This window comes from Ekhidna sp., assembly GCF_965247405.1.
In the GTDB taxonomy this organism is placed as follows: Bacteria; Bacteroidota; Bacteroidia; order Cytophagales; family Cyclobacteriaceae; genus Ekhidna.
The window spans coordinates 3,252,222-3,266,973 of record NZ_OZ252014.1 but is presented as its reverse complement, the minus strand read 5'-3'; the positions used below and the strand labels follow the sequence as shown (position 1 = coordinate 3,266,973).

Genomic DNA, 14,752 nt, shown 5'->3' with positions numbered 1-14,752 from the left:
GACACCCCCTGACGAAACGTCTGGGGGTTTTTTATGAGCCATGTGCAGGATTTGAAAGTTTTTGTGCAAGATTTAAAACTGGATACTTCCAAACTTCGATCCATGAAAGTGATATGGTTCAATACTGTCTCCAACGAGTACAGCTATTCTTCAAAACAAGAGTTTGAACAGCTGTGCAGTTCTACAAATATCCGCAAAGAGATTGTTTGGGTTGAGGAATTGAACGATGTTCCGAATCACATCATGGATCGGCTTGTGAATGAAATGAACAAGCACAATTCTCAACCAATACACCAAAAATTTCATTCATAAAAAACATTATCATAGGATAATCAATCGGCTATCCTGAATCTGTTTGTCCAAAAATCACTCAGGATAAGTTGATTGCTGGTTGACACCCCAGACGGTACCGTCTGGGGCTTTTTATTTATATCTTTGATGCAAATCCTATTTGCATGAAATCATTCATTCATTTCCTTTTTCTGATTCCATTCCTAGCGTTCTCTCAGGCCCGAACAGCAGAGGAGTTACAAACACAAAATCTAAAAAAGTATTCCCTTGAAAGTGTCGAGATCAACTACACAATCACTGGAGATGCCGAAGGAGAGGAAGTGATGGTTTTCACTGATTACGGCTGGACCAGCCTGCGTCAGCAGACCATGACATTCGAGCTCTATGGCATCACACGCACACAAAATATTTATGAAATCACAGATGGTGATTTTGTGTATCGGCTGAATCCGGAAGACTCAACCTATAAGTTGAGGAAAGATGTAAAGTGGAGCCAGCAAGCCAGCTATAAAACCCCTACACAGGTATCTGAGTCTATTCTATTTGCTATGGGAGGAATACAGCAAGCCGACTCCATACTGATGGATAAAAAATGCCAGGTCTGGACCTTTGAAGGTAAGGCCATCCAGGAGCTTTGGATTTGGAACGGGGTGGTTTTAAAAAGAAAAGCCAAACTGGGTGATCAGCAGATTGTGACCACTGCTACAGATATCAAAGTTGGTGTGTCTCCTAATCCGATACTTTTTACGATTCCTGAATATTTTGAAGAACAGAAGTAATGCATAAACTCTTTCTCATTATCTCATCAGTATCCGGTATGTTAGCTGTCATGCTTGGTGCTTTTGGTGCCCACGCCCTAAAAGACAAATTGACATCAGAAGGTACGCTGGATACCTACCAAACTGCTGTGCAATACCAGTTTTATCATACCCTTGCTTTGCTGGCTATTGCCTTTTTGATGACCAAATATGAAAGTCAGTGGCTCAACTATGCCGGGTACAGTATGACCTTCGGCATCCTGATCTTTTCTGGTTCACTTTATATTTTGTGCTTCACCGGCATGAAATGGCTTGGAGCTATTACTCCCATTGGCGGGTTGTTGTTTATTTTGGGCTGGGTGTTTTTGTTGATGACCGCATTAAAGTCGCTGTAAGATGTACTCTCCTTGATAAGTCATGCTGAACTTGTTTCAGCATCTTTAAATTTCTAATAGAAATATGAAAACCAAAGAATGCCCCTCCTGTGCCATGGATGTAGACGTTTCCTCAAATGTCTGCCCGATCTGCCAGTATGAGTTCGCAGAAACCAAGACCAGCTATAAATGGATTGCCATAATCCTGATTGTGGTAATGCTACTGTATCTGTTTGGGTTTTAAAGCAAATACCGGAACAAGTAAAGGGACACATCCGCTATATTTGAAAGGTAAATAACGCTCACAGTGCGTGGTACAATATTGTTACCAATAATCGCACTCTGTAACTCCAATGTGTCGGAAACAATAACTAATTGGTGTAAATTTGCACCAAAGCACAATTATGGGACGACAAAGTATCTCTTTCACAGAACCAAATGATGAATGGTTAAAAGCTCAAATTGAAAGTCGAGAATATTCTAGTAAAAGTGAACTTGTAAACGACCTAATACGGCAAGCAAGAAAACAACAACAGGAAATTGACTATATCCGAATGAAGTTGGAAAAAGCAGAAAAATCCGGCTTCACCAAAGACTCCAGAGCTGATATTCTTGGACAAGCAAAATCTTAATAATGGCTGAATATAAAATCAGCAACATAGCCAAGGAGGACTTGAAAAGAATATATCGATATGGAGCTAAGAAATTTGGAGCGGAGCAAGCAGAAAAGTATTTCAACGCTTTCTTCGACAAATTCGAACTAATAGCAGAACGACCATATGCTTTTGAATCTGCTGACTTTATTAAATCAGGATATAGAAAATATGTTTGTGGTGTTGATACGATTTTTTTATCGAGTTAATAATGGTGTATCTGAAATCATGACTATAATTGGAAGGCAGGATCGAATTGAAACATTGCGTGGATTTGATTAGGCCATGACTATGGTAACAATCGCAAGCTCGCATGCACTAGACTGCAACTTTCACCTGAGATCACAGTTGCGACGCTGAAGCTTTGGGGTAAGCCCACCTTCCTACCGGTAACTTTCAACAACTCCGTATAAAACATCTTAATAAGCCCTTGCGTTGAAATCATCCAAATCTCTCTGCTATGCCCAAATCCACCTACCTGTCTTACTTGATACTTACATTGATACTTTTCTATTCATGCGAGCAATCTATATCTAATACGAACGAACCGCTTTTCATTCTCAATGAGAGGGGAAGGATTGCCACAGATGGAGGATTCACCCGAGGAGTGGCCTGGGGAGATGTGGATCAGGATGGTGCTCCTGAATTATATACCACAAACTCTGCCGGTCAATGGAATGCCATGTATAGCAACAATGGTAAAGGATCGCTGAATAAAATCACGTTAGGTAAAGCGTTTGCGGAATTAATCAGAGAAGGAGGTACTTCCGAAGGAGCCAGCTGGGTGGATTATGACAATGATGGCGACCTGGATCTTTACCTGTGCAGCAGGGGCAAAGAACCCAATCAACTGTTTCGAAATGATAGCCTCAAACGTTTCACCAAGATTACTGACCATACCTTAACAAGGGACAGTATAAGCACCTCAATGGCCTGCTGGGCAGACTATGACTTAGATGGCGATCTGGATGTCTTATTAATTGGATACCGGCTAAATGGAAACCTATTCTATGAAAATATTGGCAATGGAGAATTTCAACTGCTATCTGATCACCTACTCATCAATGGTACTGGTACAGCCAGAACGTGTGCCTGCGGTGATGCGAATGGCGATGGACTTCCGGAAATATTCATTGGAAATGCACGGGAACCAAACCTATACTATCGAAACCTCGGAAACCTGCAGTTTGCCCAGGATAGTACAGGGTCAATCATTGCGGACGAAGGGTACGCGTATGGTTCTTCATGGGCAGATTTTGATGATGATGGTGACCTGGATCTATTTGTCGCCAATTTCGATAAGGAAAACCTGCTCTTTGCAAATGATGGAAAAGGAACACTTAATCCAGTTATCGGCAGCATCATCGTAACCGAAAAAGGCGGTGCATCGAAAGGTCATTCATGGGGCGACTATGACAATGATGGCGACTTGGATATCTACATAGGAAATGGCACCTACGGCCCAGAGATGTACAACTTTCTTTACTTAAATGAAGGTGATGGTGAGTTTACTTCCCACGAAGAGGGAGTAATCAGCCAGCATGCAGACACGACCGCAGGTGTGGCTCATGCAGATTTCGATCGGGATGGAGATTTGGATTTGTTCGTTGCAAACTGGGGATCAGGGGATCAGATCAATCGTTTTTATATCAATCAAACCAAAGGAAAAAATTGGGTAGCGTTCAGATTGAAAGGAACGGAATCCAATGCATTCGCGATTGGTGCACATTTAAGAATTCATACTCCACAGAAAGAAATGCATCGATGGATGTACCCCATTACCGGTTATGGAAGTCAAAATGACTATGAGCTACACTTTGGGCTTGGTGATGAAAGCACAATCGACTCCCTCGTTGTGGAGTGGCCGTCCGGTCAAGTAGATAAGTACCTAAATCCTGATGCAAATCTGCACCATGTGTTGACAGAGGGAAGTAAATAAATCACCCGATAAGCACCGTAGATCATTACTCCACTACATGTATTTTCATCATATTGGTGTGTCCCTGCCAATGCTGTGGCATAGAAGCTGTATTGATGAAGATGTCGCCTTTGTTCAGGTTGCCTGTATCTACTAATCGCTTTTCCATTTGTTCCAGCGTTTTATCAATATTTTCCTGGGAATCATAATAGAAGGTTTTTACGCCCCACACCAGGCACATCTGATTCAGTAGCTGGTGGTTGTTGGTAAACAGATAAATCTCCGATTTGGAACGGTGCATGGCTGTACGAAAACCCGTATAACCGGATTTAGTCATACAAACAAGTGCTCTTGCATTGGTATTTTCCGCGAGACGACATGCAGCGCGGATCAACAAGTCATTCATTCGGGTGCTGGACTCAAATTGCTTGTCGTAGTATTTATTGTATATCGACTCGGCTTCTGTCTCTACCGCCTTGATGGTCTCTGACATTTTCTGAACCGCTTCCACTGGGTATTTTCCTGCTGCAGACTCTGCAGATAGCATCAAAGCATCTGCCCCATCCATCACCGCATTGGCTATGTCATTGGTTTCAGCTCGTGTTGGTCGTGGGTTCTCAATCATACTCTCCATCATTTGGGTAGCAATAATCACTGGTTTGGCAAGCTCATTGCATTTCAAAACAATCTTTTTTTGCCAGATCGGTACCTCATGCATCGGTATCTCCACACCCAGATCCCCACGAGCTACCATCACCCCGTCTGTCTCTTCTATGATAGCATCAATATTCCTGAGTGCCTCCGGCTTTTCAATTTTGGCCACTACCTTGGTATTCTTCCCCGCTTCCTTAATAATTTCTTTTAGCTGGATAATATCTTCTGGCTTTCTAACAAATGATAAGGCTACCCAATCGATATCCTGGGACAATCCAAACTTCAAATCCTCCAGGTCTTTTTCGGTCAGCGACGGTGCTGATACGACCGTATCTGGCAAGTTGATTCCCTTTCTTGACTTAAGCACTCCTCCATAAACAACCTCTGTCACCACTTCTTGATCCTTCACCTCTATGGTCTTCAACTCCAGGTTGCCATCATCAATCAAGATCGTATCACCGACCTCCACATCATTCACGATCTCTTTATAAACAGTACTCACCCTATCTGCATCCCCTTCTACTTCTTCTGTTGTGATGATTAACTTCTGACCTTCTTTAATTTCCACTCCCCCATCTTTCATCAAACCGATTCGGATCTTCGGACCTTGTAAATCCTGAAGCATGCCAATTCGGTAATCTTTTTCCTCACACACTTCTCGTATCATTTGGATCACTTTCTTGTGATCGTCATGTGTGCCGTGCGAAAAGTTTAGACGAAAAACATTCGCGCCCGCTTCTGCTAGTTCCGTGATTACTTCTTTGCTATTACTTGCCGGACCTAATGTGGCTACTATTTTCGTTCGCTTTGTGGATGAAGTCATTTAAATGAAGGTTTCAGAGTTTCTAGTAGAGTAAATTCTCTTTGGATTTTAAGGTTTCAAAATTAAGCCTCATAGCATACTCAACGATAGGAATCTCTTTGATAATTGCGTTAACGTTTTCGGAAGTTAGTTCTTCGGTATCGTCTTTAAACTTCAATAAGTAGTCAAACTGCTTTAATTCAGGCATTAGCAACTGTTTTGACAGATTACCACTCCCGATCAGCTTATTTTGAAGCAATTCCATAACCAGATAGTCCGTCTCATACAGATAATTAGAAATTAATATTGAGGTATTATCCGCATATTCAATTTTTATATCGTCCTGTTTGGTTAAAGAAATGCCCATAACTTCGTTTAAATGCCATGCTAGCTTGTATTCTTTTTTATTGCAAACAAGCCCGAATAATTCAAAATCAATGGCATACCCTCCATCTAATTTATTTTTCTTCATAGAATGTGCAAGCTAAGCCCTAAATTCGCAAGAGATATGTGTTCAACGACTAATTTGATTTTAGTTTGAGAATATATTTCTTTGCATCTCATTTTTAACCAAACATTACAAAAATGTCTGAAATAGCACAAAAAGTAACGTCAATCATTATTGACAAACTAGGTGTAGAAGAGTCTGAGGTAACTCCAGAGGCAAGCTTCACCAACGATCTAGGAGCTGACTCTCTTGATACAGTAGAGCTGATCATGGAGTTCGAAAAAGAATTCAACATCTCTATCCCAGATGACCAGGCTGAAAACATTGCCACTGTAGGTCATGCTATCTCTTACCTTGAAGAAAACGTTAAGTAAACAACCAACTTAGCTTAGATATCTATGGAATTAAAGCGAGTCGTAGTAACCGGAATTGGTGCCCTTACCCCTTTGGGTAACACTAAAGATGAATATTGGGATTCTTTGGCCAAAGGAGTAAGTGGCGCGGCTCCTATTACTCGTTTTGATACTGAAAAATTCCGCACAAAATTCGCTTGTGAGGTAAAAAACTTCAATGCGACTGACCATTTGGATCGCAAAGAAGCGCGAAAAATGGACCCCAATACCCAATACGGTATGGTTACCGGTGAGCAGGCTATCGTAGATTCAGGGATGGATCTGGATAGTGTGGATAAATCTAAAATTGGAGTTATCTGGGGATCAGGGATCGGAGGCTTTAGCACATTTCAGGATGAAGTGATGAGCTTCGCCCAGGGAGACGGAACCCCGAGATTCAATCCATTCTTCGTTCCAAAGATGATTGCGGATATTACACCTGGTCTATTATCCATCAAGTATGGATTCATGGGGCCAAACTTCGCAACCGTCTCTGCGTGTGCATCTTCCAATAATGCGATTACAGACGCTTATGCTTACATCCAGTTAGGAAAGGCAAACGCCATTTTAACCGGTGGATCAGAGGCTGGAGTTATTGAATCAGGCATAGGTGGATTTAATGCCATGAAAGCGCTTTCTGAACGAAACGATTCGCCGGAAACAGCTTCTCGACCATATGACAAAGACCGGGACGGATTTGTTTTAGGGGAAGGAGCTGGTGCAATCATGCTGGAAGAATTAGAGCATGCGAAAGCCCGCGGAGCAAAAATTTATGCCGAAGTATTAGGTAGTGGCATGTCTGCAGATGCCTACCACATCACCCAGCCACATCCTGATGGTACGGGTATTGAGCTGGTGATGAGAAATGCACTGGAAGACGCAGGATTGACACCTGACAAAATTGATTACCTGAATACGCATGGTACATCCACTCCACTCGGCGATGTAGGAGAAATTAGAGCAGCTCAGCGAGTATTCGGAGCAAATGCTGAAAAAATGAACATTAGCTCAACTAAATCCATGACAGGTCACCTGTTAGGTGCCGCTGGAGCAGTTGAGTTTATCGCCTGCCTGATGGCGCTGGAGAAAGGCATTGTACCTCCAACGATTAATCACTTCACAGACGATCCGGATATCGATCCGAACCTGAATTTGACATTCAATGAGGCCCAAAAACGTGAAGTAAATATCGCAATGAGCAATACCTTCGGGTTTGGAGGACACAACACCTCCATTATTATAGGCAAATACAACGGCTAGTGTCATCGTTTCCGAAAAGATTATCGGGCCGACTTCTTAATTCTCTTAAATCAGAAAAAAAACTCCGACAGTCTTTTCGGCTGATTACCGGACGTGCACCCATCAATCTGGCACTTTACAAACAAGCCATGCGACACAGCAGCGTGGCATCTACCAATGAGCAAGGCATAAAAAACTCCTATGAGCGACTGGAGTACCTGGGAGATGCCATCCTGGGAATGATCATTGCAGAATATCTCTATCGAACGTATCCATTTAAGGAGGAAGGGTTCCTAACCGAAATTCGGGCAAAGATTGTAAATCGTGAGTCTCTCAATCGTTTGGGACAAAAGATTGGACTGAAAGAGCTTGTCCAGTATCATCAAGGGTCTCGCGCCCATCGCTCGGTGTATGGCGACTGCATGGAGGCGCTTATAGGTGCCGTCTATCTGGATCATGGATTTCCATACTGTAAAAAATTTGTCATTCGTAAACTGATCAAGCCACACTACGATCTGGAGGAGCTGATTTCAAGAACTACTAATTTTAAAAGTCGGTTGCTGGAATGGTCGCAAAAAGAGAACAAAGAGCTTCGTTTTGAGATTATAGATGAGGAAGATCGAAAGTTTACCGCTCAGGTATTTTTGAATGATGCACCCATGGCGCAGGGCTTTGGTTTTAGTAAAAAGAAAGCGGAGCAGGATGCAGCCAGAAAGACCTATGAGCAACTTAACTTAGACGAATGAGTCAAAAGCTAAAACTTGCCGGAGCATGCCTGAACCAAACACCTATTGATTGGGAAAATAACATTGGCAACATCAAGCGTGCAATAGATGATGCTAAAAAGGAAGGAGTAGACATTCTCTGCCTACCAGAACTTTGCATCACCGGGTATGGGTGCGAAGACTTGTTTTTAAGTAAGTGGCTTCCACAAACAGCCATAGAAAAGCTGCAGGAAATCGTACCTCACACCAAAGAAATAGCAGTATGTGTGGGTTTACCCATTCGAATAGAAGGAAAGAATTATAATACCACAGCTTTCATCGCAGAGGGTAAAATTAAGTGCATCTATGCCAAACAAAAGCTGGCCAACGATGGTGTGCATTACGAACCCCGATGGTTTACTCCATGGCCATCTGGTGTAATTGAAAGCCTGGAAATAAATGGAGAGCAAATACCTTTTGGACATGTCACGGTCAAGCACAAGGATCTTACGATAGGCTTTGAAATCTGCGAAGATGCCTGGCAACCCGATCGCCCGATTGAGCACCTGAATCATAAAGTAGATCTGGTACTCAACCCCAGTGCCTCTCATTTTGCGTTCGGCAAATCCATCTTCAGGGAAGAAGTCATTGTGCAAGAAAGCTCCAAAAAATTTGATTGTGTTTACTTGTACGCAAACCTACTTGGCAATGAAGCAGGACGCATGATCTATGACGGAGATGTGCTGATTGCTCAGAAAGGCAAACTCATTGGGCGTAATCATCGACTGTGGTATCACGATTACCGATTGCTTACTGTGGAAGTGGATTTTGGAAACAATACGTCCATAGAAAACATCAAACCACATTACAGTGATCGGAAAGAAGAGTTTACTCATGCAGCCGGGTTGGCATTATTCGATTACTGTCGCAAGAGTAGAAGTAATGGATTCGTGCTTTCGCTAAGTGGAGGCGCTGACTCAAGCACCATTGCCACGTTGATTGCTTTTGCTGTTCGTACAGCTCTGGAGCAACGTGGAAAGGCAGGCCTTGAGGATAAACTCGGATTTAAATTAAATGGAGATACCCCCGAAGAAATCACCGGACAGCTTTTGACAACCGCTTACCAGGCCACTAAAAACTCCTCAAAGGCCACTTTTAATTCCGCCAGGAATCTGGCAGAAAGCCTGGGGGCGACATTCTACAACTGGCAAATCGATGAGGGAGTCGATCATTATCGATCCACGATAGAAAAAACGATAGGAAGAAAGCTAACCTGGGAACAGGACGATATTACGCTGCAAAATATCCAGGCTCGTTCGCGAGCGCCCATCATTTGGATGCTGGCAAATATTGAGAATAAGCTATTGATGGCAACCTCTAACCGAAGCGAAGGAGATGTGGGCTATGCGACCATGGATGGCGATACCAGCGGAAGTATCTCTCCTATTGCGGGGGTTGACAAACACTTCATCCTGCAATGGCTGAAATACGCAGAGAACGAACTAGGATTTTCGGGTCTTAAGTACGTAAACGCACTCACTCCTACGGCTGAACTCCGACCGGAAGATCAGAACCAAACAGATGAAGATGATCTCATGCCTTACGAGGCGCTGATGAAAATTGAGCGAGAGGCAATTCTTCATGGAAAATCTCCGAAGCAGGTTTATGAAGCGCTAAAAAATGAATTCGATCCTGAAACACTCAAAGGCTGGATCAAGAAGTTTTATCAACTATGGACCCGTAATCAATGGAAGCGAGAACGCTACGCTCCCAGCTTTCACTTTGATGATTTCAACATTGATCCCCGCTCCTGGTACCGCTTCCCAATTTTGAGTGGTGGGTATAGAGAGGAGTTGAAGGAGCTTTAACATCACAGCACTCACTATACTATAACCTTTATAACCATCTAAACGTATTTCTTTTACAAATGGGTAAATAACTATGAAACTACACCTAGGTGAATTTGAGGAGATCGTCCTGCTATTAGTAGCAGCCAATGACAAAGACGCCTATGGGCTAACCATTGCAAACACAATTGAAAAAGATCTGAAGCGAAACGTTACCCTGAGCAGCGTGCATACTGCGCTTTATAGGCTGGAAGAAAAAGGGTTCCTGGAATCAGAGGTGGGTGGCGCCACCAAAGCACGTGGAGGACGAAGTAAGCGAATTTTTAAAATCACCTCCCGGGGTAAGCAGGCTTTGGAAACTTCACGTGATACACGAAACATGCTTTGGGACATGATTCAGAAGCCATCAATTCAATGATCCAATGAAAAGGAATCCGCCACGCCTCGCCCAACGCCTATTCAGTTTGTACTGTAAAAATCACCTCCATGATTCCATTCTGGGTGATTTGGAAGAGAAATTCCAACAGGATCAAAAAAACTATGGTACGCTAAGGGCAAGACTCTTTTATTGGCTAAATGTGCTGCGATTCATCAACCGTTTTACGCTCAGACGAAATCGTTTTTCCTCTTCCTACAATTATTATTCTACAAATATGTTTAAAAGCCATCTTATCAGTTCCTTCCGGTTTCTTGCCAGAAACAGAGGGTTTGCCTCGATCAATATTTTTGGCTTAACTATTGGTCTTAGCAGCTTTTTACTGATTCTGTTCTTTGTCAACCATGAACTATCCTTTGACCGATTTCATGAAAATAGCTCGCAAGTATATCGGATCAATTATGCATATAAAGACAACTCAGGAAGTGTTACCACCCTTGTCAACTCTCCTCCGGCGCTGGCGCCAGGCATTTCAGGCAAGTTTCCTGAAGTAGAAAAAATCTCGCGGATTCGTTATGCAATGAATTGCCTGCTAGCTTATGGTGAACGTCAGCTCTATGAGAATGGTGGCTATTATGCGGATTCCTTATTTCTCGAAATTCTCCGGTTTGACCTTATAGCTGGAGATCAAGACAAAGCATTGGATGCGCCGAACTCCATTGTGATCACCAAAGAATTAGCTTTAAAATACTTTAATGAGACTGAGCCACTTGGAGAGACGTTGATGTTTAACAATACCATCCCTCTGAAAGTGACAGGAGTCCTTTCAGACATTCCTACCAACTCACACCTGGATTTTGATTTCCTTATTTCATTCCCTACCTACACAGTACCAGTAGGGTATGCATCCGACCTGACAAGCTGGAGCTGGCTGGGATTTATGACCTATGCAGCTTTGCAACCAGGGTCTGACCCGGAGCAATTCGAACAAAAGCTATCCCAACATTTCAAAGATCTGAATCCGGACAATCCCAACCCAATGATGCCCCTTGTGCAAAACTTATCAGCGATCTACCTGGAATCTGGTGGGATGGTTGATGACCTGGGAAGTCCGATTCGCTCCGGCAATAAATTCAGTATCCAAGCGCTGACGTTAATTGCTCTTTTGGTTTTAGTCGTAGCAGGGTTTAATTTTTCCATGCTCACCAATGCTTTGAGTATCAATAGAAGCAAGTCAACTGGTATCAGAAAAGTGATAGGCGCCACCAGGCAAAGCATCATTACTCAGCTGATGGTCGAATCCATGATACTTGTTGCCTTTTGTTTACTTATTTCCTTTGGAATGGTATTGTTCATATTTCCTGCAGTATCACAGTATATGGGATGGGAATTTGTCCCTCAATTTAGCGACACATGGAGGCTTGTCCCTGTAGCTATAATAGCCAGCATTGTTATAGGCATATTTTCAGGGCTATATCCTGCTACTGTGCTTGCCCGGTTTGACATCATTAAATCTCTTAAGGGATCCTTAAAGGTGGGTTCTAACAATCCCTTTCAGTTGAAAAACGTACTCGTGATCATCCAATTCGCTGTGTCCATTGGGCTCATTGCCACCACCATCATTATGACGAAGCAGATCAATTATCTGCACAATAAGGATACAGGATTCAACTCAGAGAATGTCATCCTTATCAAAATGCTTCCCGAAGACATGACCAGGTACTACAATCTCTACAAAGAGAAAATGATCCAAAATCCTGTCGTCATCAGCGTAAGCCGCAGTGATCGACTGGTAGGTGAGGCCTGGCCGTGGAGCATCATACAGCGAGCCGATCAGGGACCTGACATGAGCAAACGTGTATATTTTAACCTGGCTGATTACGACTTCTTTGAAACCATGGACATACAACTGATCAAAGGACGTGGCTTTGATACAGAATACGTGAATGATCCTACCCATTCCATTATTATCAATCAGGAAGCTGCCAGTTATCTTGATCTGGATAATCCAATAGGTAAAAAAGTGTATTTCTTCGGGACAGAACATCCTCGAACAATCGTAGGAGTAGCAAAAGATTTCAACTACACCTCTCTTCACGTGGAAATAGGACCTGCAGTCATGATTCTCCCCTTTATCGATCTGGAATATATGTACGTTCGTTTTGCACCGGGTGAACTTACCAGACACATCGACATTTTGGAAGATACCTGGAAGCAAGTCGCTCAAAGCGCTCCCATGGAATGGCGCTTTTTAGACGACAACCTCAATCAGCTTTATCGATCTGAAGAAAAATTATCCAACATGATCCAGTTTTTTGCGGTTCTCGCTATTCTATTAGCATGTCTTGGTCTTTACGGCATAATTACTTTCATGATCAATAACCGTATCAAGGAAGTAGGTGTCAGAAAGGTGTTGGGAGCCACAATGAGCTCCATTTATACATTATTCATCAGAAAATACCTGGTCTATGTTCTACTGGCCATGGTGATAATTGGACCATTCATTCACTACTTGCTTCGGGGTTGGCTGGAGAATTTTGCCTACCACATCCAAATCAGCTGGATGATCTATCCTTTATCCACGCTGCTATTAACCCTTTTGATCATGGCTACCGTAACCTACCAAATCATAAAGGCTGCTTTGGTCAACCCAACCGAACTGTTGAGAAATGAGTGATTAATTTTAAATGACTAGTTGGGGTAAATATTACTATTCAATCGGCAGATTATGCTGCTTCAAAAAGGATAGTTTATCCCAATATCCTCGTTGTAATTTGATTTTGCCATCAATCACGTGGAAAAACCCACAACCGCGAAGACCTAAAGGATCTTTCCACTCAAGAATGCCCCACTCTCCATCTTCCAATATATTTTCTACGATACATGTCATGTCTGCTTGGGCAAACTCATCCTGAAACATTTTTAAAATAGCATTTTTCCCATTTATCGGCTCGTTGGCTACCTGATGGTTCACTGCATCATCATGATAAAAATCTGCGAGTGCTTCTGCGTCTCCAGAGTTAAATACTGCTACCCATTTTTCTACAAGTTGTTTTGGTTTCATACGCTCAGTTTTAAAATTATTTCTCTTAAAGGTGGTTCATGATCTTAAAAAACATTTGCTATTAGTGACGCGATGGAATGATGTTCACCCCAGGCACTGTAAACTTCCTCAGCCCAGCTCATGATCAATTCTTTACACTCGACTTCATTAGAGCTACCGTTTAAAACGTCTAAAGTGGTGATTGATCCACGATTAAAGGTTGGGGAGGATTTAATATTTCATCCATATGCTGAGCTTTGTATCTATTCAGATGATCACTCAATTCAGGTGAAAGCTTATAATTCCACATTACTTGCTGGCGGAGAATGAGATGAAGTCGGGTCAGATGAAAATGATTGTTCCACCTCCCATGTATTTCGGGATGCTGGAGGGTGTGAGCATCCACAGACAAAAATCGATAAATATGATTTTCCGTTCGTGAATAATCTATTTGCTGAAATCCTAAACTGAAAATTTCGACACATTCATGAACACCTCTTTTCGTGGCAGCACCACAAAACTGACAATGGCCTGTATCATACAATACCACCCCGTTCTTTTTCGCTAAATCAATGTAGTCCTGCATTGTTATATCTGAAAGCTTATGTCAATTCATATGATTGAACCAAGCGAACACTTAGTTGCTTATACCCTAATCACTTCAAATTTCATGAATACTTTTTACCTGCGAAGGATGGTCAAGGTTTCGTTCAGACAAAGAATCTAAAATTAGATCATTCATTCCAGTTACTATTCATAGTTGGGCTGGTGTAAATTTTGATACTCACTCCACCGGATCATAACCACTTCCACCCCATGGATGGCATCTGCTTATGCGCTTGATTCCCATCCATACCCCTTTTAGTCCGTATTTTTGGATGGCTTCCTTTGTGTATTGTGAACAAGTTGGCGTGTATCGACAGCTGTTTGGAAACAAGGGTGAAATTGAATATTGATATATCAATACCGGGAAAATGAGGATTTTCTTTAGGATGCGATTCACTAAACAAAAGTACCATCCAAAATTTGGACACTCACCAAAAATTCATTCTGTTTGTGTGTTAGCCATTAAGCTAAAACCAATTCCATGTTAGAAAGTCAATTTTATTCAAAAATGACTCCACTAGTCTCCTCTTGGGAGGAGCTAGAGGTGGGTCTTCTCTAGACCGTCATTTTTGAAAAATTGACTAAAAAGAAAACGATTTTGGTAAAACCCACCGCTGCGGAGGACCCACCCCTACCCCTCCGAGGAG

General features: G+C 42.4%; 18 protein-coding genes. 13 read left to right on the top strand and 5 right to left on the bottom strand.

The window, feature by feature from the left end; genetic code table 11:
• Positions 1 to 102 precede the first annotated feature (102 nt).
• The 7 genes from ACP14Y_RS15140 to ACP14Y_RS15110 all read left to right on the top strand — a co-directional run bounded on the left by ACP14Y_RS15140 (position 103) and on the right by ACP14Y_RS15110 (position 4,015).
• Positions 103 to 312, top strand: coding sequence for a hypothetical protein (locus ACP14Y_RS15140; RefSeq protein WP_424963768.1), 210 nt, complete (start codon positions 103 to 105; stop codon positions 310 to 312).
• Positions 313 to 455: 143 nt separating this feature from the next.
• Complete coding sequence (locus ACP14Y_RS15135; RefSeq protein ID WP_424963767.1) at positions 456 to 1,070, top strand: hypothetical protein; 615 nt, start codon at positions 456 to 458, stop codon at positions 1,068 to 1,070.
• A complete protein-coding gene (locus tag ACP14Y_RS15130) occupies positions 1,070 to 1,444 on the top strand; it encodes a DUF423 domain-containing protein (protein WP_424963766.1) in 375 nt (124 codons plus the stop codon). The genes ACP14Y_RS15135 and ACP14Y_RS15130 overlap by 1 nt, the downstream gene beginning before the upstream one ends.
• A gap of 64 nt (positions 1,445 to 1,508) precedes the next feature.
• Positions 1,509 to 1,667 carry a zinc ribbon domain-containing protein gene (locus ACP14Y_RS15125; RefSeq protein ID WP_424963765.1) on the top strand — a complete coding sequence of 53 codons (159 nt, stop codon included), beginning with the start codon at positions 1,509 to 1,511 and terminating at the stop codon, positions 1,665 to 1,667.
• A 160-nt stretch (positions 1,668 to 1,827) separates the two neighbouring features.
• Positions 1,828 to 2,055 carry a ribbon-helix-helix domain-containing protein gene (locus tag ACP14Y_RS15120; protein ID WP_424963764.1) on the top strand — a complete coding sequence of 76 codons (228 nt, stop codon included), beginning with the start codon at positions 1,828 to 1,830 and terminating at the stop codon, positions 2,053 to 2,055.
• Positions 2,056 to 2,057: 2 nt separating this feature from the next.
• A complete protein-coding gene (locus ACP14Y_RS15115; protein WP_424963763.1) occupies positions 2,058 to 2,285 on the top strand; it encodes a type II toxin-antitoxin system RelE/ParE family toxin in 228 nt (75 codons plus the stop codon).
• Positions 2,286 to 2,536: 251 nt separating this feature from the next.
• Positions 2,537 to 4,015 (top strand): CRTAC1 family protein, encoded by a 1,479-nt coding sequence (locus tag ACP14Y_RS15110; protein ID WP_424963762.1) that lies wholly within the window; start codon positions 2,537 to 2,539, stop codon positions 4,013 to 4,015.
• Between the two features lie 25 nt (positions 4,016 to 4,040).
• Here the strand turns inward: ACP14Y_RS15110 and pyk are convergent, their stop codons facing one another.
• On the bottom strand, positions 4,041 to 5,471 hold the full coding sequence (pyk, locus tag ACP14Y_RS15105; RefSeq protein ID WP_424963760.1) for a pyruvate kinase: 1,431 nt from the start codon (positions 5,469 to 5,471) through the stop codon (positions 4,041 to 4,043).
• A gap of 22 nt (positions 5,472 to 5,493) precedes the next feature.
• The gene (locus ACP14Y_RS15100; protein ID WP_424963759.1) at positions 5,494 to 5,922 is read right to left on the bottom strand and encodes an IPExxxVDY family protein; all 429 of its coding nucleotides are present in this window, start codon (positions 5,920 to 5,922) and stop codon (positions 5,494 to 5,496) included.
• 113 nt (positions 5,923 to 6,035) lie between these two features.
• On the opposite strand from ACP14Y_RS15100, the gene ACP14Y_RS15095 reads away from it, so the two are divergent.
• The 6 genes from ACP14Y_RS15095 to ACP14Y_RS15070 all read left to right on the top strand — a co-directional run bounded on the left by ACP14Y_RS15095 (position 6,036) and on the right by ACP14Y_RS15070 (position 13,133).
• Positions 6,036 to 6,272 (top strand): acyl carrier protein, encoded by a 237-nt coding sequence (locus ACP14Y_RS15095; RefSeq protein WP_089358163.1) that lies wholly within the window; start codon positions 6,036 to 6,038, stop codon positions 6,270 to 6,272.
• Between the two features lie 24 nt (positions 6,273 to 6,296).
• A complete protein-coding gene (fabF, locus tag ACP14Y_RS15090) occupies positions 6,297 to 7,550 on the top strand; it encodes a beta-ketoacyl-ACP synthase II (RefSeq protein ID WP_424963758.1) in 1,254 nt (417 codons plus the stop codon).
• Positions 7,550 to 8,275: a ribonuclease III gene (rnc, locus tag ACP14Y_RS15085; protein ID WP_424963757.1), complete on the top strand. Its 726-nt coding sequence runs from the start codon at positions 7,550 to 7,552 to the stop codon at positions 8,273 to 8,275. Before fabF ends, rnc begins: the two co-directional genes overlap by 1 nt.
• Positions 8,272 to 10,101, top strand: coding sequence for an NAD(+) synthase (gene nadE, locus ACP14Y_RS15080; protein ID WP_424963756.1), 1,830 nt, complete (start codon positions 8,272 to 8,274; stop codon positions 10,099 to 10,101). Before rnc ends, nadE begins: the two co-directional genes overlap by 4 nt.
• Positions 10,102 to 10,174: 73 nt before the next feature.
• Complete coding sequence (locus tag ACP14Y_RS15075; protein ID WP_424963755.1) at positions 10,175 to 10,498, top strand: PadR family transcriptional regulator; 324 nt, start codon at positions 10,175 to 10,177, stop codon at positions 10,496 to 10,498.
• 4 nt (positions 10,499 to 10,502) lie between these two features.
• A complete protein-coding gene (locus ACP14Y_RS15070) occupies positions 10,503 to 13,133 on the top strand; it encodes an ABC transporter permease (protein ID WP_424963754.1) in 2,631 nt (876 codons plus the stop codon).
• 33 nt (positions 13,134 to 13,166) lie between these two features.
• Here the strand turns inward: ACP14Y_RS15070 and ACP14Y_RS15065 are convergent, their stop codons facing one another.
• The 3 genes from ACP14Y_RS15065 to yidD all read right to left on the bottom strand — a co-directional run bounded on the left by ACP14Y_RS15065 (position 13,167) and on the right by yidD (position 14,502).
• The gene (locus tag ACP14Y_RS15065) at positions 13,167 to 13,520 is read right to left on the bottom strand and encodes a nuclear transport factor 2 family protein (protein WP_424963753.1); all 354 of its coding nucleotides are present in this window, start codon (positions 13,518 to 13,520) and stop codon (positions 13,167 to 13,169) included.
• Between the two features lie 169 nt (positions 13,521 to 13,689).
• Positions 13,690 to 14,085 (bottom strand): DUF5946 family protein, encoded by a 396-nt coding sequence (locus tag ACP14Y_RS15060; RefSeq protein ID WP_424963752.1) that lies wholly within the window; start codon positions 14,083 to 14,085, stop codon positions 13,690 to 13,692.
• Between the two features lie 198 nt (positions 14,086 to 14,283).
• On the bottom strand, positions 14,284 to 14,502 hold the full coding sequence (gene yidD / locus ACP14Y_RS15055; RefSeq protein ID WP_350205833.1) for a membrane protein insertion efficiency factor YidD: 219 nt from the start codon (positions 14,500 to 14,502) through the stop codon (positions 14,284 to 14,286).
• Positions 14,503 to 14,752: the final 250 nt, after the last annotated feature.

Excerpts from the sequence above, each read along its gene's own strand:
- fabF (WP_424963758.1), top strand. The coding sequence starts at position 6,297 with ATGGAATTAAAGCGAGTCGTAGTAACCGGAATTGGTGCCCTTACCCCT.
- ACP14Y_RS15130 (WP_424963766.1), top strand. The coding sequence starts at position 1,070 with ATGCATAAACTCTTTCTCATTATCTCATCAGTATCCGGTATGTTAGCT.
- ACP14Y_RS15070 (WP_424963754.1), top strand. The coding sequence starts at position 10,503 with ATGAAAAGGAATCCGCCACGCCTCGCCCAACGCCTATTCAGTTTGTAC.
- ACP14Y_RS15100 (WP_424963759.1), bottom strand. The coding sequence starts at position 5,922 with ATGAAGAAAAATAAATTAGATGGAGGGTATGCCATTGATTTTGAATTA.
- ACP14Y_RS15075 (WP_424963755.1), top strand. The coding sequence starts at position 10,175 with ATGAAACTACACCTAGGTGAATTTGAGGAGATCGTCCTGCTATTAGTA.
- pyk (WP_424963760.1), bottom strand. The coding sequence starts at position 5,471 with ATGACTTCATCCACAAAGCGAACGAAAATAGTAGCCACATTAGGTCCG.
- ACP14Y_RS15110 (WP_424963762.1), top strand. The coding sequence starts at position 2,537 with ATGCCCAAATCCACCTACCTGTCTTACTTGATACTTACATTGATACTT.
- ACP14Y_RS15095 (WP_089358163.1), top strand. The coding sequence starts at position 6,036 with ATGTCTGAAATAGCACAAAAAGTAACGTCAATCATTATTGACAAACTA.
- ACP14Y_RS15065 (WP_424963753.1), bottom strand. The coding sequence starts at position 13,520 with ATGAAACCAAAACAACTTGTAGAAAAATGGGTAGCAGTATTTAACTCT.
- ACP14Y_RS15115 (WP_424963763.1), top strand. The coding sequence starts at position 2,058 with ATGGCTGAATATAAAATCAGCAACATAGCCAAGGAGGACTTGAAAAGA.
- nadE (WP_424963756.1), top strand. The coding sequence starts at position 8,272 with ATGAGTCAAAAGCTAAAACTTGCCGGAGCATGCCTGAACCAAACACCT.
- ACP14Y_RS15125 (WP_424963765.1), top strand. The coding sequence starts at position 1,509 with ATGAAAACCAAAGAATGCCCCTCCTGTGCCATGGATGTAGACGTTTCC.
- ACP14Y_RS15060 (WP_424963752.1), bottom strand. The coding sequence starts at position 14,085 with ATGCAGGACTACATTGATTTAGCGAAAAAGAACGGGGTGGTATTGTAT.
- ACP14Y_RS15120 (WP_424963764.1), top strand. The coding sequence starts at position 1,828 with ATGGGACGACAAAGTATCTCTTTCACAGAACCAAATGATGAATGGTTA.
- ACP14Y_RS15140 (WP_424963768.1), top strand. The coding sequence starts at position 103 with ATGAAAGTGATATGGTTCAATACTGTCTCCAACGAGTACAGCTATTCT.
- ACP14Y_RS15135 (WP_424963767.1), top strand. The coding sequence starts at position 456 with ATGAAATCATTCATTCATTTCCTTTTTCTGATTCCATTCCTAGCGTTC.